This is a genomic window from Paraburkholderia sp. JHI869 (genome assembly GCF_038900775.1).
In the GTDB taxonomy this organism is placed as follows: Bacteria; Pseudomonadota; Gammaproteobacteria; order Burkholderiales; family Burkholderiaceae; genus Paraburkholderia.
This window is the reverse complement of record NZ_JAYMSC010000037.1, coordinates 56,290-78,050: the sequence shown is the minus strand read 5'-3', so window position 1 is coordinate 78,050 and position 21,761 is coordinate 56,290. Positions and strand designations below refer to the sequence as shown.

Annotated in this window: 19 protein-coding genes and 1 pseudogene; 5 read left to right on the top strand and 15 right to left on the bottom strand. The window is 67.4% G+C overall.

The features are described 5' to 3' along the window. Positions 1-109: 109 nt before the first annotated feature. The 3 genes from VSR72_RS37655 to VSR72_RS37645 are packed head-to-tail and all read right to left on the bottom strand — an operon-like array spanning position 110 to position 2,603. Positions 110-517: a hypothetical protein gene (locus VSR72_RS37655; RefSeq protein WP_342957297.1), complete on the bottom strand. Its 408-nt coding sequence runs from the start codon at positions 515-517 to the stop codon at positions 110-112. Between the two features lie 3 nt (positions 518-520). Further along, positions 521-1,420: a branched-chain amino acid ABC transporter permease gene (locus VSR72_RS37650; protein ID WP_342957296.1), complete on the bottom strand. Its 900-nt coding sequence runs from the start codon at positions 1,418-1,420 to the stop codon at positions 521-523. 16 nt (positions 1,421-1,436) lie between these two features. After that, positions 1,437-2,603, bottom strand: a complete 1,167-nt coding sequence (locus VSR72_RS37645; protein ID WP_342957295.1) for a branched-chain amino acid ABC transporter substrate-binding protein — start codon at positions 2,601-2,603, stop codon at positions 1,437-1,439. Between the two features lie 289 nt (positions 2,604-2,892). On the opposite strand from VSR72_RS37645, the gene VSR72_RS37640 reads away from it, so the two are divergent. Both VSR72_RS37640 and VSR72_RS37635 read left to right on the top strand, forming a co-directional pair. Next, on the top strand, positions 2,893-4,137 hold the full coding sequence (locus VSR72_RS37640; RefSeq protein ID WP_342957294.1) for a D-amino acid dehydrogenase: 1,245 nt from the start codon (positions 2,893-2,895) through the stop codon (positions 4,135-4,137). A 76-nt stretch (positions 4,138-4,213) separates the two neighbouring features. After that, on the top strand, positions 4,214-4,999 hold the full coding sequence (locus VSR72_RS37635; RefSeq protein WP_342957293.1) for an aspartate/glutamate racemase family protein: 786 nt from the start codon (positions 4,214-4,216) through the stop codon (positions 4,997-4,999). A 36-nt stretch (positions 5,000-5,035) separates the two neighbouring features. Here the strand turns inward: VSR72_RS37635 and VSR72_RS37630 are convergent, their stop codons facing one another. The 12 genes and pseudogenes from VSR72_RS37630 to VSR72_RS37575 form a co-directional block, all read right to left on the bottom strand. Next, positions 5,036-6,001 (bottom strand): chemotaxis protein, encoded by a 966-nt coding sequence (locus VSR72_RS37630; RefSeq protein WP_342957292.1) that lies wholly within the window; start codon positions 5,999-6,001, stop codon positions 5,036-5,038. A 138-nt stretch (positions 6,002-6,139) separates the two neighbouring features. Next, positions 6,140-8,461, bottom strand: a complete 2,322-nt coding sequence (locus VSR72_RS37625) for an EAL domain-containing protein (protein WP_342957291.1) — start codon at positions 8,459-8,461, stop codon at positions 6,140-6,142. Positions 8,462-8,751: 290 nt separating this feature from the next. Then, a complete protein-coding gene (locus VSR72_RS37620; protein ID WP_342957302.1) occupies positions 8,752-9,045 on the bottom strand; it encodes a hypothetical protein in 294 nt (97 codons plus the stop codon). A gap of 22 nt (positions 9,046-9,067) precedes the next feature. Continuing rightward, entirely contained in the window at positions 9,068-9,580 is a 513-nt protein-coding gene (locus VSR72_RS37615) for a hotdog family protein (protein ID WP_342957301.1), read from the bottom strand. A 2-nt stretch (positions 9,581-9,582) separates the two neighbouring features. Beyond that, positions 9,583-10,410, bottom strand: coding sequence for a beta-ketoacyl synthase chain length factor (locus tag VSR72_RS37610; RefSeq protein WP_342957290.1), 828 nt, complete (start codon positions 10,408-10,410; stop codon positions 9,583-9,585). A 5-nt stretch (positions 10,411-10,415) separates the two neighbouring features. Continuing rightward, positions 10,416-11,621 carry a beta-ketoacyl-[acyl-carrier-protein] synthase family protein gene (locus VSR72_RS37605; protein WP_342957289.1) on the bottom strand — a complete coding sequence of 402 codons (1,206 nt, stop codon included), beginning with the start codon at positions 11,619-11,621 and terminating at the stop codon, positions 10,416-10,418. Between the two features lie 30 nt (positions 11,622-11,651). After that, a complete protein-coding gene (locus tag VSR72_RS37600) occupies positions 11,652-12,512 on the bottom strand; it encodes a polysaccharide deacetylase family protein (protein ID WP_342957288.1) in 861 nt (286 codons plus the stop codon). Continuing rightward, positions 12,509-15,052 (bottom strand): MMPL family transporter, encoded by a 2,544-nt coding sequence (locus VSR72_RS37595; protein WP_342957287.1) that lies wholly within the window; start codon positions 15,050-15,052, stop codon positions 12,509-12,511. The genes VSR72_RS37600 and VSR72_RS37595 overlap by 4 nt, the downstream gene beginning before the upstream one ends. After that, a complete protein-coding gene (locus tag VSR72_RS37590; RefSeq protein ID WP_342957286.1) occupies positions 15,052-15,705 on the bottom strand; it encodes an outer membrane lipoprotein carrier protein LolA in 654 nt (217 codons plus the stop codon). The genes VSR72_RS37595 and VSR72_RS37590 overlap by 1 nt, the downstream gene beginning before the upstream one ends. Positions 15,706-15,845: 140 nt before the next feature. Continuing rightward, positions 15,846-16,751: pseudogene (locus VSR72_RS37585) on the bottom strand (acyl-CoA synthetase); the annotation flags it as partial. Then, positions 16,748-18,553 (bottom strand): AMP-binding protein, encoded by a 1,806-nt coding sequence (locus VSR72_RS37580; protein WP_342957285.1) that lies wholly within the window; start codon positions 18,551-18,553, stop codon positions 16,748-16,750. The pseudogene VSR72_RS37585 and the gene VSR72_RS37580, both read right to left, overlap by 4 nt. 74 nt (positions 18,554-18,627) lie before the next feature. Continuing rightward, positions 18,628-19,296, bottom strand: coding sequence for a hypothetical protein (locus VSR72_RS37575; protein ID WP_342957284.1), 669 nt, complete (start codon positions 19,294-19,296; stop codon positions 18,628-18,630). A gap of 537 nt (positions 19,297-19,833) precedes the next feature. Between VSR72_RS37575 and VSR72_RS37570 the strand changes: the two genes are divergently transcribed. The 3 genes from VSR72_RS37570 (at position 19,834) to VSR72_RS37560 (ending at position 21,758) form a co-directional block, all read left to right on the top strand. After that, positions 19,834-20,094: a phosphopantetheine-binding protein gene (locus VSR72_RS37570; RefSeq protein ID WP_201700595.1), complete on the top strand. Its 261-nt coding sequence runs from the start codon at positions 19,834-19,836 to the stop codon at positions 20,092-20,094. A 41-nt stretch (positions 20,095-20,135) separates the two neighbouring features. Further along, positions 20,136-20,852: a 3-oxoacyl-ACP reductase FabG gene (fabG, locus tag VSR72_RS37565; RefSeq protein WP_342957283.1), complete on the top strand. Its 717-nt coding sequence runs from the start codon at positions 20,136-20,138 to the stop codon at positions 20,850-20,852. 147 nt (positions 20,853-20,999) lie between these two features. Then, a complete protein-coding gene (locus VSR72_RS37560) occupies positions 21,000-21,758 on the top strand; it encodes a glycosyltransferase family 2 protein (protein WP_342957282.1) in 759 nt (252 codons plus the stop codon). Positions 21,759-21,761: the final 3 nt, after the last annotated feature.

Here is a 21,761-nt window from a genome sequence, read left to right as displayed (position 1 = left end):
TGAGAAAACGGGCGCGATGAGCATGAGCATAGAACTGAAGATAGCCTGACATTGTTTCTTCAGCGCAATTGGTTTGCGAGGTTGTGATTTTGCCCTTGACTCCGGCCGGCTAATGGGTGTCGAGATTGGTGGCGACGATGCGTGTGATCTCGCCGAAGCCTAGCGTGACGATGGCGAGATAATCGCTGCGCAGGCGCAACGTGGGATAGCCAATCACGACACCGGAAGCGCCCGCGAACACGAGGCTGAACGGCAGCGTCGCCCAGAACGAGAAATGCAGCAGCGTTTCGAGCAGCGCCGTGGTATAGGCACCAATCGCGAAAAAGGCCGCGTAACCGAGGTCGAGCAGCCCGGCGTAGCCCACGACGATGTTCAACCCAAGGCCCAGAATCGCATAGGTGATGATGGTGAGCCCGACATCGACGATATAGCCGCTCGCGAACTTGGGCAGCGCAATCGCCAACGCGATCAGCACGCCGGAAACGACCCATGAGGTGTCCGTGGCCCGCGCGCGCATGCCTCACATCCTCTCGACAACGCGTTCGCCGAACAAGCCCGTCGGCTTCACCACGAGCACGGCGATCAGCACACCGAACACGAACACGTCGGTCCACTGCGAGGACACATAGCCCGCGCCGAACGCTTCCAGCAAGCCGATCAGGAAGCCGCCCACCATCGCACCCGGAATATTGCCGACACCGCCGAGCACGGCCGCCGTGAACGCGCGCAGTCCGAGAACGAAGCCCATGAAGAAGTTGATCTGCGTGTAGAAGAGCCCTTCCATCACGCCGGCGACTGCAGCGAGCGCCGAGCCGATGAAGAACGTGAGCTGGATGAGCCGCTCGACGTCGATGCCCATGAGCCGCGCCGCGTCCTGATCGATCGCGAGCGCGCGCATGGCCGTGCCGATGAACGTATGGTGTACGAACAAATACAGCGCGATCATCAGCGCGATGCTGGCCGCGACAATGCCGATCTGTGCATACGTGATGTGAACCTGCGCAATTTCGAAGCCGGTATGCGTGAGCAGGTGCGGGTACGTGCGAAAGCCCGCGCCGTAGGCGATCAGCACGCCATTCTCCAGCAGCAGCGAAACGGCGAGCGCGGTAATGAGGATGGAAAGGCGCGGCGCGCGCAGCAACGGCTGGTACGCCACGCGCGCGATCGCCACGCCAAGCACGCCGGTCGAGAGCATGGCCACCGCGAAGGCCGCGAACAGCGCGAGCGCGAGCGGCAGGTGAGCGGCCGCGAGCACGGCGAGCGCGGTCCAGCCCACGAACGCGCCCACCATGAAGAGATCCCCGTGTGCGAAGTTGATGAGCCGGATGATGCCGTAGACCATCGTATAGCCGAGGGCGACGAGCGCGTAGAACGAGCCGATCGTCAGCCCCTCGACGACGAACTGGAAAAAGGTGCTCATGAGCGGCCCGGGGCGCTTACTTCATCGCTTCCCACTTGCCGCTTGCATCCTGGCGCTGGTACGGCTCGAACTGATCGTTGTGCACGACCACCGTGATGTACACGGCGCGGCTGCGGTCGCCCTTCGGATTGAAGCCGATCGTTCCCGTGGCGCCAGGGTAGTTCGTGATCTTGTGCAGCGCGGCGCTGATATCCGCGGGCTTGGCCGACTTGCCGTCGGCGATGGCCTTGGCGGTCACGCCCACGGCGTCGTACTCGTACACGGAATACGGCCCCGGCCCCTGACCATAGGACTTGTTGTACTGATCCAGGTACTCGTGCGCGCCCGCGAGGAACTGCGCGAGCGGCGCGGTCGTGATGATCATGCCGTCGGCGGCCGGGCCTGCCGTCTTCATGAGCGTCGGGTCATTGGTGCCGTCTCCGCCCATGAAGGTCATCTTCAGGCCCACCTGACGCGCTTCCTTCACGAGCAGACCCGCCTCGGAGAAATAACCCGTGTAATAGATCACGTCCGGCTTGAGCGAAGAAACCTTCGTGAGCGTGGGCGAATAGTCCATCTGGCCCGGCGTGATCGAGTCGGCGTAGACCACGTCCACGCCTATCTTCTTGAGCGATTCCACGGTGTTCTGCGCGAGACCCTTTGCGTAGGTCGTGTTGTCATCGATCACCGCCGCGCGCTTCACGTGCAGCGAATTCTTCATGAAACTGGCCGCGAAAGGCCCTTGCTCGTCGTCACGGCCAATCGTGCGGAACACGTTGTCGTAGCCCATTTCCGTGAGCTTCGGATTGGTCGAGGCATCGAGCACGTAGGGAATGCCCGCGCGGTGGAACGCGGTCAATTCGGGCAATGCCGCGCTCGAGCAGTAACCGCCTGCCACGGCAACGACGCCTGCATCCACGAGCTTTTGCGCAGCCTGGACCGCCGTTTGCGCGTCGCACGCGTCGTCTTCGGGTACGAGTTCGATCTGCTTGCCGAGCACGCCGCCCGCCGCGTTGATCTTCGCGGCCGCGAGCTTCGCGCCGTTCAGGATATCCGTACCCGCTGCGGCGCTGCTGCCCGAAAGCGGCACCGGTACGCCAATCTTGATGGTTTGCGCGAGTGCGAAACCAGGCGCTAGCGCGGCAAGCGAAAGAAGCGTGAGCGCGAGAGTTGCGTGCAGCGCGCCATTGTTCTGAGGATTCATGTGAGCGGCTCCTGAGCGTGGACCCGACCGGGCGATGCCGCGACGCAGGCGAGCCCGCGCGGTCAGTTAGCGAAACGAAATAATTCGTCCAGTGCGATGCCCAACAGGTCTCGCGCGCTCATGGCGCGCTGCTTGCGTGGGGACCGGCGCATAACGACTTATCCATGATAGATGCATGCAACCGTTTAGCTGCTATAGGGTATGCGCGCAATAGGGTATGCGCGTATACAAATCGCGTGCGCTCGCAGCAGCGTGAAGGTACTTTGTATACACGCACGGAGGGGCGCGAATGAAGACCATCGTTCTGGGCGGCGGCATAGCAGGCGTCACGAGCGCGTACTATCTCGCGCGCGACGGCCGCGACGTCACCGTTATCGAGCGGCGCGCGGGCGTTGCGCTCGAAACCAGTTTCGCCAACGCGGGGCTCGTCGCACCGGGGCATTCGTACACGTGGGCCTCGCCGCGCGCGCCGAAAATCCTGCTCAAATCGCTGTTCGTCGAAGGCCAGGCGCTGCGCCTGCGGCTAAGGGCCGATCCGCACATGTGGGCATGGTGTGCGCAATTCCTGCTCAACTGCACGGAGGCGCGCTCGCGCGAAAACACGTCGCGCAAGGTGCGGTTATGTCGCTATTCGCAGCATCAACTGCAAGAGGTTACGGCGCGCGAGCAACTCGAGTACGACCGCATCAGCCGCGGGCTGCTCTATCTCTATCGCGACGCCGCCTCGTTTGAGCGCGGCCGCGCCCATATGTCGATCCTCGTCGAGAACGGACTGCCGCTCGAAACACTCGACGCCGCCGCCGTCGCCGCACGCGAACCCGCGCTCGCCCACGCGCGCGAGCGCATCGCGGGCGCGATCTACTGCCCGAGCGATGAAAGCGGCGACGCCCACCGCTTCACGCGTGCGCTGAAGGAGGTTTGCGAACGTATGGGTGTGCGCTTCGTGTTCGACGCCCCGATCGAGGCCATCGAAGCCTCAGGCGATCGCATTGCTGGTGTGCGCACGAGCGCCGGCATGATCCAGGGCGACGACTACGTGCTCGCGCTCGGCTCGTGGTCGCCGATCCTTGCGCGGCCACTCGGCTACCGGATCGCGGTCTATCCTGTGAAGGGCTATTCGGCGACGTTCCCTTGCGGACCCGAGCACCGCCCGCCCGAGATGGGCGGCGTGGACGAGAATCACCTCGTGGCATGGGCGCGTTTTGGCGCGCGACTGCGCTTTACGGCGACTGCCGATTTCGCCGGCTACGACACGCGCCATACTCCAGCCGATTACACATCGATGATGCAGGCGGCGCGCGAACTCTTTCCCCAAGGCGCCGATTACACGCAGCCGTCTTACTGGGCAGGGCTACGCCCGATGACGCCCGAAGGCACGCCGCTGATCGGCCGCACGCGCCATCGCAACTTCTTTCTGAACACGGGTCACGGGCACATGGGCTGGACCATGTCGTGCGGCACCGCAAAACTGCTCGCCGACGTCATGGCCGGGCGCGAGCCCGAACTCGACATGACGGGATTGACGCTGAAGTAAAACAACCCCCACGCTCCCTGCAGTCGCTGCCCCCGCGGGGTGTCAGTACTCTTGGGGCGGCCCAGCGAGAACTGACATGAACACTACCGCACCGCCGCAGAATCACGAGGATGCCTATATAAAGCTCGAGTTCGCGCTCGACGGCGGCATTGCCCGCCGCGCCGCGATCGGCCTTGTCGTGCTGGCCACCGACCACACGATCGAATACGAATGGCGCGACCTGTTGCGCCAGCCAGGTGTAGCGTTCTACGAAAGCCGGCTCGAGAATTCGCCGGACATCACGCCGCCGCGCCTCGCGGAAATCGAGGCGCGCATCGCGCCCGCGGTGAGCTTGCTGCTGCCAGGCGAGCGCCTCGACGTGGTGGCGTTCGGCTGCACGTCGGCCTCAATGGTGATCGGCGAAGAAAAGGTCGCGGCGCGAATTCGCGAGGCACGGCCAGACATCGCCTGCACTACGCCGATCACGGCAGCGCTCGCCGCGCTAAAGGCACTCGATGTGCGTCGCGTGGCGCTGCTCACGCCTTACGTGCGAACGATCAACGACTTCATGCGCGACTACATCGAGGCGCGCGGCGTGGCTGTCACGCGCATGGCATCGTTCGAGCATGCCGACGACAACGAGGTGGCGCGAATCGAAGCAAAATCGATTCGCAGTGCGATAGAAACGCTGGCGCGCCATGACGATGCCGATGCGGTGTTTGTCTCTTGCACCAGCCTGCGCGTGGCCGCGTTCGTGCCGGAGATCGAAACCGCCATCGGCAAACCGGTGCTGTCGAGCAACTATGCGATGGCGTGGCATGCGCTGCGGCTCGCGGGTGTGCAAGACAGCGAGCCGCAACTGGGGAGGTTGTTTGCGTGCTAACGGCTGGGTGAGTTAGCGAGCTTCAGCCCGCATCCGTCACGCGTAAATCGGCTTCCCGGCTAGCGCGCTGCGAATCGCGCCGGCGAGATCGCCGGCGGCGAACTTGGCGACATAACCGCTCGCGCCTGCGTTCTTCACGTGCGCTTCGTTCGCGGTGCCCGTGAGCGACGAATGAATCACCACGGGAATATCCACGGTGCGCGGGTCCGCCTTGATCTTGCGCGTGAGCGTGAAGCCGTCCATCTCCGGCATTTCGAGGTCGGTCAGCACGAGCGCAATGCGATCCTTCGCGCGCACGCCGTCGCGTTCCGCGCTCGTCGCAATCGCGTCGAGCTGCTTCCACGCTTCAAGGCCGGTCTTCGCCATCGTGTATTCCACGCCGAGCGCGTTGAGGCTCTGCCCGATCAGCTCGCGCGCGAAGCCCGAGTCGTCGGCGGCGAGCACCTTCGCGCCCGGCGGAATCATCGCGGGCTCGCCCACGTCCTCCACCGCCACCGCGCCGTGCTGCGCCGGAAACACATCGCGCAGCACCTGCTCCACGTCCACCACCTGCACGAGCTTCTTGCTCTCGAGGTCGTTCTCGAGGCGCGCGATACTCGTCACCCGGTTGCCCATCGTCACGTCGGCGGTCAGCACCTGGCTCCATTCGAGCCGCACGATCTCGTCCACGCTTTCGAGCGCGAAGCCCTGCGTGGAGCGCGCGAATTCGGTCACGAGCAGGATGTTCAGGCCCGTGGCCGGCTCGCAGCCCATGAGCCGCGGCAGGTCGATCACGGGCATCACCTGCCCGCGGATGTTCGCCGCGCCCAGCACGTAAGGGGACGACGCCGCGATCGGCGTGATCGCCGGCATGCTCAGGATTTCCCGTACCTTGAAAACGTTGATGCCGAAGACTTCGCCAACCTCGCTGCCCGGCGCCGCGCCGAGACGGAAAAGCAGCAGCTCGAACTGGTTCGTGCTCGTCAGGCGGGTTCGTTCGTCGATTGCGAAGCCGCTGTCCATGATTCTCTCGTGTCCTTTTCCTCTGGCGTGATGCGTGCGGCATCCGCTCCTAGCCATCGTCTACGGCCTGGCGCAGGAAATCTTGAGCCCGCCTTTGAACCCTCTGATCCAGCACGACCGTGCTGGATCAGATCACGCTTACACGCCTTCGCGCACGTTGCCGGCAGCATGCTCGCGCAGCAGCGCCGCACAGGCCTGGGCGCTCACCGGCTTGCCGAACAGGTAGCCCTGCTGCCGCTCGCAGCGCAGCAAGCGCAGAAACGACGCCTGCTCAGGCGTTTCCACGCCCTCGGCCGTCACGCGCATACCGAGCGAGTGCGCCATCGCCACGACGGCCTGCGTGATCGCCACGGAGTCGCGGTTGTCGGGCAGGCCCGCCACGAACGTGCGATCGACCTTCAGATGGTGCAGCGGAAAGCGCTTCAGATACGCGAGCGACGAATAGCCGGTGCCGAAATCGTCCACCGAAATGCGCACGCCAATGTCGTTCAGCGCGTGGAGCAGCGGCTGTACGGTCTGGCTGTCGCTCATGAGAATGCCTTCGGTGATCTCCACTTCGAGGCCGTCGGGCGCGAGGCCGGAGCGCGCGAGACACCCCTCCACCTGCTCGACCAGCCCGTCCGCGATCTGGCGCGGCGAGAAGTTGACCGCCATGACGAAGTCGGGCGCGAAGAGGCGCCGCCACTGCGCGGCCTGGCGGCACGCGTGGTCGAGCACCCACTGGCCGATCGGGATGATCATGCCGGTGTCCTCGGCCACGGGGATGAACTCCACGGGCGAGACCTGGCCCAGCTCCGCGCTCTCCCAGCGCAGCAGCGCCTCCGCGCCGATCATGCGGCCGCTTTCGCCATCCACGATCGGTTGATAGACGAGGCGCAGTTCGCCCGAAGCGAGCGCGCGGCGCAGCCCCCGCTCGATCTGGAAGCGGCGCTGCAGGCGCTGGCGCAGCTCGGTCGTGAAGAACTGGAACTGGTTGGTGCCGCGCTGCTTGGCCGCGTACATGGCCGAGTCGGCGTTACGCATGAGCGCGGCGGCGCTGCGGCCGTCGTCGGGATACAGGCTGATGCCGATCGAGGCGCCCAGATAGTACTCGTTGCCCGCTACCGCGAACGGCGCGGCAATCGCGCCGAGCACGCGCTGCGCGAGCGCGACGAGTTGGTCCACCTCCTTGTAGCAGCGCACTGCGATCACGAATTCGTCGCCGCCCACGCGCGCGAGCGTGTCCGCCTCGCTCACGCAGCCGGTGAGGCGCCGCCCCACATCGCGCAGGAGCGAGTCCCCCGCTTCGTGGCCGCCCGTGTCGTTGACCTTCTTGAAGCCGTCGAGATCGACGAAGAGAAGCGCGGGCCGCGCCGTTCCGTTCGCGCTCTCCAGCAGCGCGTGCATGCGCTCGGCAAGGAAGGTGCGGTTGTAGAGGCCCGTGAGCGCGTCGCGCGTGGCGAGGTGGCGCAATTGCTGCTGCGCTTCGCGCACGGGCCCGATATCCGTGAACGAGACAACCACGGAAACCGGTTCGTTTTCGCCGTGCCGGAAAATCGGCAGCACATTCTCGCTGACCCAGACGATCTCGCCATCCGCGAGTTCGAGGCCGACCGTTACGCCCAGCACCGGCTTGCCCGTTTCGAGCGCCTGCATGCTCGGGCGCTTCGTGGTGGGCAGGGGCTTGCCGCTTTCGTCGAGCACGCGTGGAATCACCTGCATGATGCTCAGGCCGATGGCGTCCTCGGGCAGGCGCAGGATACGCCGCGCGCTGCGGTTGCAGGCGAGCACGGTGTCGTCGCGCGCCTGCATCACGATGCCTTCGTTGAGATGGTCCACTACAAGGCGATGGTGCTCCTCGCTCAGCGCGAGCCGCTCGGCAATGGTCTGCTGGTTGAGCATGGCCGCGACGCTGCGGGCGATGTCGCACAGTAGCGCCTCCTCGGCCGCCGTGGGCCGCCAGGGATAGTTCTGGTACACGGCGAGCGCACCCAGCACGCCGCCGTTGTCGTCGTCGAGCGGGGTCGTCCAGACCGCGCGCAGGCCGCTGTCGAGCGCGATGCGGCGGTACTCGCCCCACTCGTGCGCACGCTCGAAGTCGTCGACGCAAACCGTGCGCCGCTCGGCGATCGCCGTGCCGGTAGGACTCGTGCCGGAACCGACCGGCGTGCCGTCGAATGCCGCGTGATACTGCGCCGGCAAGGACGGCGCGCTGCCGATGCGCAGGCGCCGGCCGTCGGCGTCCAGTTGCAGGATCGCGCAGTTCGCGCCCGCGCCCAGAAGGCGCTCGGCGCGGCTGCAAACCTCCGCCAGCAGCGCCGGCAACGGCATGCTGCGCGATAACAGCCGCAATACGCTGCGCTCCTGGGCGAGCGCCGCATCGGTTCCGTTGACGAACTCGCTCGATTCTTTTGACACCTCCGGCTGACCGCCCCGTGATCCCGCTGCGTCGAACGCTCCCGCCGCCTGGGAATAGACCATACCTTCTTCCCCTCTTGTTGCCGCGGTGCGTGTGGTGGCCGCGGCCGGCTCGATCTCATGTGTGGTGCGCGACGCCCCGCTCGCCAGCAGGCGAGCGAGAACGCCGCCCCTGCATTAACGGCAAGGGCGGCGGCATCTTGAAGCGAAGGGGGGGAGACACGCCGGGCCAGCGCGCGGAGCAATAACAGGGCGCGGACGGGAAAGTGCGCCAGGCCGACGGTGTGCGCGCTTCGGCTCAGCACTCGCGCGGGTAAACGCCTACGAGTGCCGAAACCCAGCGAAAAAACACCTTACGCCTGGCTCTTCTCGCTGCTTTCCCCGCTGCCGTCCTTATGGAACACGCGCTTGGTCGCGCGCTTGGTGGCCTCGTAGCCTTCGCGCGATGCATGCGCGATGCCGTGGCCCACCGTCCTCGCTGCGTTCGCGGTGGCGTGGCCGAAGTCCCGCGCAGCCTGGCCGGTTTTCGCGGCCGCTTCCTTCGAATCGTGCTTGATGTTCTCCTTCACTTCGTGAACATCGGCGTGCGCCATCGTGCTGGCCATGCCCAGCACGAGCGCGGCAAGTATGAACCGTTTGGATTTCATCATCGGGCTCCCTTTTATGTTGTCATCGAATGACTGCGGACGCGTCGAGCACGACCGCCGCGCGTCCCGTAAGCAGCACGCGGCCCTCGCCGCGCACCGTAAAACCATAGAGGATCGTGTTGCCGCCGCCGCTCAAGCGCTCGGCTTCGATCGCGAGCGGCGCGGCGAGCGTGTCGAGGCGCTCGATATGCGCCACTACGTTGCGCACGCTCGCAAGAAAACCCACACGCGGGCGGCCCCCTTCGACGCCATCCATTGCGCCTAGCAACGCACCATGCACCGCCATAGCCTGCGCCGCGTACTCCACACCGCACACTGCCGCGAGGCGGCCGCGCGAGCGCAGCGGGTTGTGCGGATCGCGATGGCTCGTCGCCGTACAGCGAATCCGCGTTTCGTCCCACGCCTCCACGCCATCGAGCAGACACATCGCGCCGCTGTGCGGAATACGCGCCGCGATCCATGCGTGGTCGAGCGGCACGGTCGTCGCGCCGTTGGCGATCACGTTTGCGAGGGCAGCCGCGAGGTCCACTTGCATCGTCATGCGCCCTCTCCGATCGCATCAGCAGGCACCACGTCGATTTGCACGCGCAACTCGGGCATGTAGTCGATGACCACGCTGGCTTGCTGCCCGGATGTGTTCATACACGCGAGCGCTTCGAGCAACGGCAGCACACGCGCCGCGGGATTATTCGTGCGCAGTGCTTCGAGTTCCGGCGCGGCGAGCGACGTCGCGAGCGCTTGCGTGAGCGTCACGTCGAGGCGCGCGAGCGTCTTCGCACTCGCCTGCGGCGCAAGCACGAACGCCACGCCAAATGCATCGGCCACCGGCCGCAGCGCGTGCAGCGGCTCGGGATAATCGGCGTCGTAGGCGATCAGCAAGGTAGGCACGCCATCCACGGCCACCTGGCACGCGCTTTCGAGCAGACCCGCCGCGAAGCTGCCGTCGTGCGCGCACAGCACGTTCGACGTGGCCCGGTCACGCGTGGCGATGCTCCAGTAGCCCGCGGGCGCGTTGTGCACCGAATTGTGAAAACGCGTCGGCGAAAGCAGGCGGTCGTCGCTCGCCAGCGCGTCGCAGATTATGTGGCAGTTCTGACCATCTCCGCCCGAGGCCGCGAATACGGCGGCAAGCGTCGTCACGTCGCGGCCGCTCGCTGCGACGGCTTCGTGGCCCACGGCAAGCGCGGTCTTGATGACGGCGCCGGTGCGGCGGCGCTCTGCCGCCGGCAAGCCCTCCGGCGGCGGCAGCACCGTGCGTGCGCTCGCGTAAGGCGTGCGTGCGGCAAGCACGTCTGCCGTCTGCGGCCAGTTGGAAAGACCGGGGCCGATCACGCCGACGCTTTCAATGAATGCGGAAAGTCTCATGGCGGTCATCCGTGATGTGCGCGGTCGGCGCGGCCGAACAGCAGGCTGCAGTTCGTGCCGCCAAAACCGAACGAATTGCTGAGCGCGGCATCCACGCGCGTCTCGCGGCTTTCCAGCACGTAGTCGAGGCCGAGTTCGGCGTCGGGCTGCGTGGTGTTGACGCCGGCGGGCACGAAGCGGTGGCGCAGCGCGAGCGCCGAGATCACGGCTTCGAGCGCGCCCGCGGCGCCGAGCGTGTGTCCCGTCGCGCCCTTGGTCGAGCTGCACGGCGTGCGCTCGAACAGGCCGTTGATCGCGCGGCTTTCGGCGGCGTCGTTGCTCGGTGTGGCCGTGCCATGCAGATTGATATATCCGATGTCGCCTGGCAACACGCGCCCTGTGGAAAGCGCCTGCGCCATCGCGGCGCGCGCGCCGAGCCCCTCCGGATGCGGCGACGACATGTGATGCGCGTCGCTCGATTCGCCCACGCCGAGCAGCAGGATCGCGTCGTCGTCCGGCGTGTCGGGCGTGCGCTCCAGGAAGGCGAACGCAGCGGCCTCGCCGATCGAAATGCCGTTGCGGTTCACGTCGAACGGGCGGCACGGATCGCGCGAAAGCAGTTCGAGCGAATTGAAGCCGTACAGCGTCGTCAAGCAGAGCGAATCGACGCCGCCCACCACGGCCGCGTCGATCAGCCCTGCTTCGATCATGCGCCGCGCGGAGCCGAACACCTTCGCGCCCGATGAACACGCGGAAGAAATCGACGTGGCCGGGCCGCGCAGCCCGAAGTACGCGCGCACGAAAGAGGCGAGCGCGAACGGGTTGTGCGTTTGCGCGTAGTGGAAGCCCGGCTTGAGCGCGCCGCTTTCCATGTCACGCTGCCGGTAGGCGTTTTCGGTTTCGAGAATGCCCGAGGTACTGGTGCCGACGAACACGCCCACGCGACCCGCGCCATAACGCGCGATGGCGGCCTGAACGTGCTCGGCGAAACCGTCCTGCGTGAACCCGATCTGCGCGAGACGGTGATTGCGGCACGCGTAGTCCGCGAGATCGGCGCGCAGCGTCTCGCTTTCCAGGCCCTCCACCGCGCCGATCCACGTATCGAGGTCCGCGCGTGCGAAGTCGCAGCGCGCGAGGCCTCCGCGCTTGCCGCGCAACGCGTCGAGCGTCGCGTCGAGCCCGCGCCCGAGGCAACTGGTAGCGGTGAAATGCGAAAGGATGAGTGGTTTCACGTCAGTCGGTCCGTTGTCGCAGCGGTGGAATCAGGGTTGACCGGTCTGGCCGTCGAGGCACGCACGCAGTGTGGTCCACTGCAGCTGGCTTTCGGCGGCGGCGCGCAGAAGCGGCGGCAACACGTCGAGCACGAGCGGCTTGCCGCGTGCGTCGCGCGCCGCGTGGCCGTCGTGCACGAGCAGGATGTCGCGGGCGGCCAGGCCATCGAGCAGACGGTGCGTGACCGTGCCGGCGTCTTTCGCGCAGGTGTCGAAGCCGCGCCGCGTCCAGCTCGCGAGGTGCAGGCCAAGGCCGCACAGCACCGGCTCGAGGAACGGATTGCGCAGGCCCGCCGGGGCGCGGAAAAAGCGCGGCGCGGTACCTGCGATTTCGGTGAGCGCGCGCTGCGCCGCCTCGATCTCGCGCTTCATCGCGATTGGCCCCGAGAGCGAAAACGTATGCCGATGACGCTGGCTATGGTTCTCGACGGCGTGGCCACGCGCCACGATCGCTTCGACCAGATGCGGATGCTGGCGCGCCAGATCGCCGATGCAGAAGAACGTTGCACGCGCATCGAAGTGGTCAAGCAAGTCGAGTACGCGCGGCGTCACTTCGGGGTCCGGACCATCGTCGACGGTGAGCGCGATACGCCGCCCCGCGTGTTCGGGCAGGCGCGTCCAGTTCGGGCCGAGCACCGCGCTGCGCGGCCACAGGCCCGCGGCGGTGAGCGCAAGATGCGAGGCGACCACGCTGCCCGCGGCCCACGGCCACGCATGCGGCTGCGCGACCAGCGCGGCGGCCGCGCCCGCGTGCACCGCCGCCGCGCCGCAAATGAACGGCGACGGTTTCCAGCGGCGCGCCGTGGCGGGCACGGGCGTCACGTGCGTAGAGGGTAGCGAAGCCGAGTTCATGCGCGGCCTCCGTTCGGGTGACTCATCTGCGCGCGTTCGGTGCGCGGGCTGGCAGCTTGCCGCTGTTCGCGGGAATCGGCGCTCACGTGCACCTCGTCGCTGCTGCGCACGAGCGGCGGCGCGAGAATCGCCGCGAACACGAGCGCGAGCATCGCGCCCGGCCCGACCGTCAGCCCGAACGTTTCGAGCAGCGGCACATGAGAGAGCGAGAGGAGGCCGAAGCCCGCCACCGTCGCGAGATTGGCCACGAGCAGCGAGACGAGCGTGCGCGGCGTGATGCCCGCTTCGTCGTCGCGCTTGCAGAAGAACAGCGCGTAGTTCGAACCCACCGCGACGATGAGCAGCATGCCGACGAGGTGCAGGATGGTGAGCGATACGCCCGCCAGCGCAAACCCAGCCGCCACCACCAGCACCGCCGCGACGAGCGGCGCGAGCGCACGCGCCGCGCGCGAGAACGAGCGCAGCGCGAGCGCCAGCAGCACGACAATGGCGACGAAACCGGCGAGCGAGAGGCGGATGTCTTCGTGCACATAGTCCACGTACATACGGTCGGCTTCGGCCTTCATGTCGACGAAGAGCGCGCCAGGCACGTTCGCCCGGGCGACGGCGTCGCTCACGGAACTGGCGTTGAGGCTCGGCGTATTCACGGCCTGCGCACCCGCTGAATTGCGCGGCGCGCGCAAGGCGAGCATCGCGTTCCATCGGCCGTCGCGCTGGGTCAGCAGCGCATCGACGGCGAGCGCCATCGACGTGCCCTTGAGATCCGCGCGCGTCACGAGCGGCGCGTTGCGCGCCGTGTCGACATCGGCGAGGAACGGTGCGAACGCGTCGGGCCTCACGTCCACCGGCTGGTTCTTGATCGCCTCCTGCAGGCGCGCCGCGAGCACATCGTTTGCGGGCAGGCTCGCGAGGCGCGCACGCTGCGTGGCGTCGCTCGGCAGGTAACGCGCCGGGCTCTCGAAGCCGCCCAGCACGCCACGGTCCACGAGCGGCTGCAACTGCGCCCCGACCTTCTCCGCGCCTTCGAGCGCGGCTTGCTCGCTCGCGGCCGGAATCACCACGAGATAGCGCACGTCGGGCGCGCCCACGTCCGCGCGCAGGCGCGTGTCGAGCGCCTGGCTCGCGGCGGGCACGGGGCTCAGGGAGGAAAGCTCGTGGCTCCAGAGGTCGTCGCGATGCAACCAGAGCGACGCCACCGAGGCGACCACGAGCGCCGCGAGCGGCCAGCGCAAACGCGGCGCGGCGTGCGCGAGCCGCGCGAGCGCCGCGCCGATGCGCGAAACATCGCGAATCGCCACCGCCCCGCCGCAAAGCTGCGGCAGCACGAAGCGCGTGACGAGCGCGGCGCTCACGAGGCCCGCGATCGAATAGAGCCCGAGTTGCACGAGGCCGGGGAAGCCCGAGAACAGCATCGTCGCGAAGCCGCACACCGAGGTCAGCACGCCAAGGCGGATAGTCGGCCAGTAAGCGGCAAGCCACGCGCGCATCGTGTCGCGGTTTTGCGCTGCACTGCGCGGGCCGCCCTGCGACGACTGCACGAACAGATAGATCGAGTAGTCCACCGCCTCGCCCATCAGCGTCGTGCCGAAGCCGAGCGTCAGGCCGTGCACCGTGCCGAACACGAGCGAAACCGTGGCAATACCCGCCGCCACGCCCGATAGCACCGGCAACAGTCCGAGCGCCAGCGTACGCGGCGAGCGGTACAGCGTGAGCAGCAGCGCGACGATCAGCACGAGGCTCAGGGTGGAGAGCCGTTCCACGTCGTGGCGGATGGCGTCGCGCGTGGCGACCGCGAACACGCCCGGCCCCGTCAGCGATACCTGGTAGGCCGAAGCATTGGGCAAGGTGCGCGTGGCGGCGGCAAAGGCCGCGCGCACGGCGTCGATCGCCTGAGCCTGCGCGTCGGTGTCGGAGCCGGCGGCGGCCGTCTGCGCCACGAGCACGGCGCGGCGGCCGTCGCGCGAGGCCCATACGCCGCCGCGGCTTGCGGGCTGCGCCGCGCTGTCGAGCTGGCCGACCATCGCCGCCACTTCGCCCGTTGGGTCGCGCGGCAGCAGGTCCTTGGCAACCAGGCCAGCCGACGAAGTCAGCAGATCGAGGCTCTCGCCCAGCGCCTCGTGCAGCCCTTGTTCCGTGAAGTGTTGCGGCGTGACCGCGGGGCTGAGCACATAGCGGTGCGCGAACATGAACTGCTCGTCGCGCGCGTCGTTCTGGCCCGAGCCGTTGTGAATCGCCACGAACTGCGGGTCGGCGCGCAAGCTCGCCGCCACGCGGCGCGAGAGCTCGGCGCGCGTGCTCTCGTAACCGCCGTCGATGCCGACGAGAATGAGCCGCGAAGCGAGACCATCGCGCAGTTGATCGACGAGCACTTGCTGCGTGGGGCTCGGCGAGCGCGGCAGGAACGCCGAGAGATCGGCAGTGAAATTCGCGCGGCCGATCGCCACCGCGCACGCGACGAGGCACAGCAGCCACACCGCGACGGCGCGGCGCTGCACGAGCGCGAAGCTGCGTGCGATGAGCGGATGTGCGCGCGGGTCCATCAGTTCGCGTCCGCGGAAAGGGCGTGCAGGCGCATCACCGAATGATCGCCGTCGGCCTGCTGGATCGCGACGCTGCGCATCGCGTCGCGCGTGCCGTCTATCGTGATCGTGCTCACCACCCGGCGCATGCGCGAGTCGAGCGGCGTGAGCGTGAGCGTCCAGTCGTCGCCCTCACCCGCGAGCGCGACCTTGTACACCTTCTCGAGCGCGAAGCGATTGCCCGCGAGCGTCGCACGGATGCTCTCGATGAACGCTCCGAGTTCCGGATAGCGCGCGAGCGCCAGCGTGTATTTGTGGTTCTCGCGCTGCACGGTCAGCATGTCGCCGTCCACCACGAGATGCTCGGGCTTCGGGTTCTGCGTGATCTTTTCCAGATGATCGGGCGCGACGAATACGAGCGTGCCCGACGACTCCACGGGCTGCGTGGCGATCGAGAGGTACTTCGTCTCGGTGAAGGTCGCCCGGCCGGACTTGCGTTGCGCGAGCGTGGACATCAGGCGGTCGAGCGTCCAGGCGGGCTGCGCGGATTCGGCGGCCTGTGCCTGCGCGACAGGCGCGCCTGCCGTCACGATGGAACCGGCGATGAAAGCGGCACTCGCCAGCGCACGCAGGCAGCGCGCTCGCAAGGTTGGCCAATGGCGGATCGCGCTCATGCGTCGGTCACCTCGCGCACGGGAAGCTCGGCGTGGGGGCGCGTCTCGCGGCGGCGCACCGGCGCCGGCGCGCGGGCCGCGGCGGTTGCCGATGCAGTGGCCGATGCCGGTGCGGGTGCGCCAACTTTCGCGCCCTGCATGCCGCCCTGCCAGAAGTCGTAGTAGTTGAACCAGTTGTACGGCGCCGCACGGCAATAGCGGTCGAGCAGCGTGACGTAGCGCACGAGCGCCGCGTCGATCGCGCGCTGGCGCGCCTCGCGCGGCACGTCGGTGAAGTCCGCCAGCTTTTCGAAGTGCACGTCGTAGCGATTGCCGCCGCGGTACAGGCCCGTCATGAAGAGCACCGGGCGCTTGAGCATCGCGGCCATGTAGAGCGGCCCGAGCGGGAACGCCGCCGGCTCGCCGAGAAAGCCCATACGACGCATCGTGGCCGCATCGTCCGCGAGCAGCGTGCGGTCCGCGAGCATGCCCACCATGCAGTTCTGGTCGAGACGCTCGTGCACCTTCAGCATCGAGCCGACCTGGCCGAGCCCGATCACCTCGGGCTTCGCCGCGGGATTCACAGCAGCGAGCGTCGCGTTGATCTTCTGCGCGTTCTCTTCGTACATCGTCACGACCACGCGCAGGTCGGGCCGCGTGCGGCCGAGCGCGCGCACGATCTCGAAGCTGCCCAGATGCGCGCCCATCAGGAACACGCCGCGCCCCTTGGCGAGTGTCTCGTCCACGAGCGTATGGCCGTGCGGGCGGACGTCGAACATGTCGAAGCGCGCATTCGCCAGATAGATGCGGTCGTGGATCGTCGACGCAAACGTGAATACGTGGCGGTACAGGTCGCGCCAGTGCGCCGGGCGGCCCAGCACGCGGCGCAGGTAGTCGCGCGAAGCCGCGCACGCGCGCGGCGAAAACAGCACGAAATAAAGCGCGATCAAGTGCAGCAGCGCGCGGCCCGCGCGGCGGCCGAGGCGCAGCGAGAGCCACGTCATGATGCGCAGGAGCAGCGTGTTGCTGCGCTCCTGCTGATTCGCCCAGTCGGTGCGCTTCGTCATGGCTGCGCTCCGGTTTGCGCGCTCGCACGCGTGAGCGGTTCGGCTCGGGCAACGTCGGTCATTTCGTCACTGATGACGCCGCTCGCGACATCGCGGGCGCCCGCGCGCAGCGTGAAGCGGATCGCGCCGCTCGCCGCAGCGTCCCAGGCAAGGTCGAGCGATTCGCCGGGCGCGGTCGGGCTCAGAAACTTCGCGCTGCTGAGCTTCCACGTGGCGAACGGCCGGTTCAGCGCGGCGCCGATTGCGTCGATCGCGTGATCGAGCAGCACGACGCCAGGCACGATCGGGTGGCCCGGAAAGTGGCCGGGCAGCGCGGGGTGATCGGCGGGGATCGTGAACGAAAGCGTCGACGCCGGTTTGGTCACAGCGGCGCTCGTTGCCTTCGTGGCGGGTGCGAAGCCGCCGCGCACATGCAGCGCGACGAACGCCGCGAGCACGTCGTGCGGAAGCTTGCCGGTGTCGTTGCGCGGCAGCGAGTCGACGAACACGAGCGGACGCGGCAGGAACGCGCGATCGATGCGCTCGCGCAGCGCACGCTGCAGATCGGCGAGCGGCAGCGTGGGCGCGACCACGAGCGCGACGAGGCGCTGCACGACGTCGTGCCCCGTGCGCGCATCGTGCTCCAGGTGCGCAGGCATGAAGAACACGCCGTCCACTACGCCCGGAACCGCATTGAGCTGATGATTGAGGTAGGCGAGCGAGGTGCGCTTGCCCGCGATGTTGATGAGGTCCGCCTTGCGCCCATGCAGCAGGAAACGCTGCGCGTCGAGCAGTTCGATGGCGTCGCCCATCGGCACCGGCTCTTCCACGTGGCCGCCCGAGACCCACATCGTCGGGCCTTCGTCGTCTTGTGCTGCGCTTTCGCGCGGGTCAGTGCGCGCTTCGAAGCGAACCTTCGGGAACAACTCCCACGTCGCGCCCTTCGCGGTACGGCGCGTCGCGATCTGGCCGGTTTCGGTGCTGCCGTAGATTTCAATGAGCGGCGCCTTCAGGCGCCCTTCCGCTTCGATCGCGAGCTTTTCCGAAAGCGGCGCCGTGGCCGAAAGCACCAGTTCGGCGGGCGGCAGCGCGTGACCGGTGGCGAGCAGCGCGCGCAGATGGATCGGCGAGGTCACGAGCACGCGCGGGTGCGGCACCGCTTCGAGTTCGTCGCGGATATCGACGGGGTAGAACGGCAGCCGGTTGCTGAACGCAAAGCCGCCGATCAGCGCGAGCAACACCGTCACTTCGAAACCGTACATGTGCTGCGGCGGCACGGTGCCGACAATCGTGCAGTCGTGCGCGTCGAGCAGGCCCAGGCGCTCGGCCGAGGCGCGCACGCCCGCCACGAGCACGCCCCACGTCTTGCCGTGCGGCACCGGCGCGCCGGTGGAGCCCGATGTGAATACGTAAGCCATGACGCGCGAGGCGTCGATCTGCGGGACGACGAACGAGGCGTCACCATCGGCTTCTGCGGCTTCCTGCTGCGCATCGGGATACGCGAAACGCGGCAGGTCGATCGCGCAATCGGGCACGTCGTGCAGACAGAACGCGTCGGGGGCGAACGAGAGGAGCTGGCGCACCGACTCCGGCGTCTGCGTGGAGGGCAAGAGGCTGATGCGGCCGGACACGAGCGCCGCACACAGGCCCACGGTGAAGCGGTAGCGGTCGCGGCAGACGTTGAACACGTGGCCGCCCGCCGGCAGCGCCGCGGCCACACGCGTGACATCGGCGAGGAACGCGCGCACTGTCACGGGCGCGCCGTCGCGCCAGGCAACGACCTGGTCGGGCGACGTATGAAAAACGAGCGGATGAGTCTGCATAACTTCAGTTGATACGGGTTCCTGCGTTGTTTCGTGCATTGTTTCCTGCAGTAGCTGGCGAGCGGCATCCATGATCAGGAATGCTCCGCGCGAGCCTGGGTCGCCGGCTGAGTCGTCTGCCGGTATGCACGAATCGCGTCGAGCATGCCGGCCCCTCGCTCGCCCGGCAGCGCAAATCGCCGGAATGCATGCTCGGCCACGAACATCACCGCCACGAGCGGCAACGCCAGATAGTTAGCGAACGTCGACCACGCGACGATCGGGGCAACTGCGAACATCAGCGTCGAAACGCCGGCAATTGCGACGAAAAAGAGCGTCCACGCGAGCGTGATCTGGCGCGTATAGCGTGCGACAGCCGGCGGGAGCGTGCCGCCATGGATCATCGACGCGAACTGCGTGCAAAGCGGCACGTGCCCCGCCGCGAGCGTGCGCCCGAACAGCAGCGCCATCGCGAGGTTGAAGCTCACGTGCTCCAGATACAGCCCCCATTCGAAATGGAGAGCAAGCGGCATGCGCATGAGCCACAGCGCGAGCGCCACTAGCGTCCAGAGCGGCAGCAGCCACGCCCGGCGCGGCGAGCGCGCGGCGGCGGCCAGCGCGATCGCGAGCGGCGGCACGAGCGCCATGGCGAGGCCAAAGCCGTGCGCGCCCGGCGTCGCCACCGCATAGTGCGCGCCGATTTGCCAGCCGGCCACCGCCGCCACGCCAAGCGTCGCGCGCGCCGCCACGGCCACCGCGCTCATCGCCCGCCTCCGAAGAGGCGCGCGCCATCCTGCCGTGCGCGCGGCGCCGGCGGGCGAGCTGCCCCGGTGCGTCCCGAGGCGGTATGGCTGAGCGAAGAAGGCATCTGGCAAATAGGGCAAATGAGATCGCAAATCAGGCGTAAGTGAATCGTAGGGTGCGGCAAGCGCCGTGAATCATCATAGGAAATGCAATTTTCGGGCCGGTTTCTTGCAAGCATGTTCAGGCACGCACATTTTAAGATTGGCGGGACCCGATCACCTGTTCTGCCAGCCGCCGGTTTGTAACTGAATGTTCGGAATCGCGCCCGGCAAGGCATTTGTCCGATCCAGACAGGCCCAACGCCGCGCAAGCATCTCGCGCGTTCCGATCCCAAAAATGCGCGGTGCCTGGCACCGACCCTCTGTAACCCTTTCGCCTGGGGCCACCGTATACGCACCGATACCCTTCACTTAGAATCCTGGTAACTTTTACATCAAACGAACCCTAAAAACGGGCGGCCGGCGCTATGGCCCGCACGCCCGGAGAGCCCACGCATGATGAACGAACTGGAACAAGAGCTCGCCGCGCAGATCGTCAAAGAGCTGAATCTGGAAGATGTCTCGCTCGACGAAGTGAGCGCCGACACCCCGCTCTATGGCGAAGGCTTCGGGCTCGACTCGATCGACATTCTGGAAATTGCGCTGCTGATCTCGAAGAAGTACGGCTTCGAGCTGCGCTCGGACAATCCGGAAAACGAAAAGATCTTCGCGACGCTCGGTACGCTCGCCGCCTACGTCGCGGCGCACCGCGTGCGCTGACATCACTGCCGGCGCTAGCCAGGACTGAGGGAGGAAAACGCATGCGTGCACTCGTGACGGGCGGCAGCGGCGCACTCGGGCAGGCCATCAGCGTTGCGCTCGCGCAAGCGGGCCACGAGGTCTGGGTGCACGCGAACCGGCGTCTGGCCGAGGCCGAAGCCGTCGCGCAGCGCATCGTCGCGTCGGGCGGCAGCGCGCACGCCATTGCCTTCGACGTGACCGACGCCGACGCGGCCGAAGCCGCGCTCACGCGCCTCGTGGAAGACGCCCCCGTGCAGATCCTCGTGAACAACGCGGGCATTCACGACGACGCGCCTCTCGTGGGCATGAGACGCGAGCAATGGCGCCGTGTGATCGACGTCTCGCTCAACGGCTTTTTCAACGTGACGCAGCCGCTTCTCATGCCGATGATCCGCACGCGCCACGGGCGCATCGTCAACATTGCCTCGCTTGCGGGCGTGATGGGCAATCGCGGCCAGGCGAACTATGCGGCCGCGAAGGCCGGGCTGATCGGCGCGACGAAATCGCTCTCGCTGGAGCTGGCTTCGCGCGGCATCACCGTGAACGCCGTGGCGCCCGGCATCATCGCTTCGCCCATGGCGGAGCACGCGTTTCCCGCCGAGCGCATCAAGCAGCTCGTGCCCGCGCAGCGCGCCGGCCAGCCCGCGGAAGTCGCGGGCATGGTGGCGTACCTGGTGTCCGACGCGGCCGCCTACGTGACAGGGCAAGTGCTCTCGATCAACGGCGGCCTGGCCTGAACACGCGGCGCGTTTTCCGCTGCTGCATCCTCTGAGGAAATACGAGTGTCTGTGCAACCCTTCGACGCAAAGCGGAACGGTTATGCGCGCGCGGCGGCGCGACCTAAAATTTTTTCAGGGTCTCACGCTGCCGAAGCGCCCGCTGCCATGTCCACGCCTTCGTCCACGCATCTCGTCCTGATCCCGAGCTACAACCCGGGCGCCAAGCTCGAGGAGACGGTGCGCGGCGCACGCGCGCAATGGAACCCCGTGTGGGTGGTGGTGGACGGCAGCACGGACGGCAGCGCCGCGCGCCTGCAGGCGATGGCCAACGACGACCCTGGCCTGCACGTGATCGTGCTGCCCGACAACCGGGGCAAGGGCGGCGCGGTGCTCGCGGGGCTCGAAGCCGCCGCGGCGCGCGGCTTTACGCACGTGCTCACGATGGACTCCGACGGCCAGCACCCCGCCACGCTGATTCCCGAATTCATGGCCGCCTCGCAGGCCGCGCCCGAAGCCATGGTGCTGGGCCGGCCGAAGTTCGACGCGAGCGCGCCGCAACTGCGCGTGCAGGGACGGCGCCTCTCGAACTTCTTCGCCGACTTCGAAACGCTGTGGGCCGGCATCGGCGATTCGCTTTACGGCTTTCGCGTGTACCCGATCGCGCCGCTCAAGGCGATCATGCAGCGCCAGACGTGGATGCGCCGCTTCGACTTCGATCCCGAAGCCGCCGTGCGCCTGTGCTGGGCCGGCGTGCGGCCCATCCAGATCGAAGCGCCGGTGCGCTACTTCGGCGCCGATGAAGGCGGCGTTTCGCACTTCAACTACGTGCGCGACAACCTGCTGCTCGCGGGCATGCATCTGCGGCTCGTGAGCGGGTTCGCGCTGCGCCTGCCGCGCCTGATCGGCAGGCGCTTGATCCCCTGATCG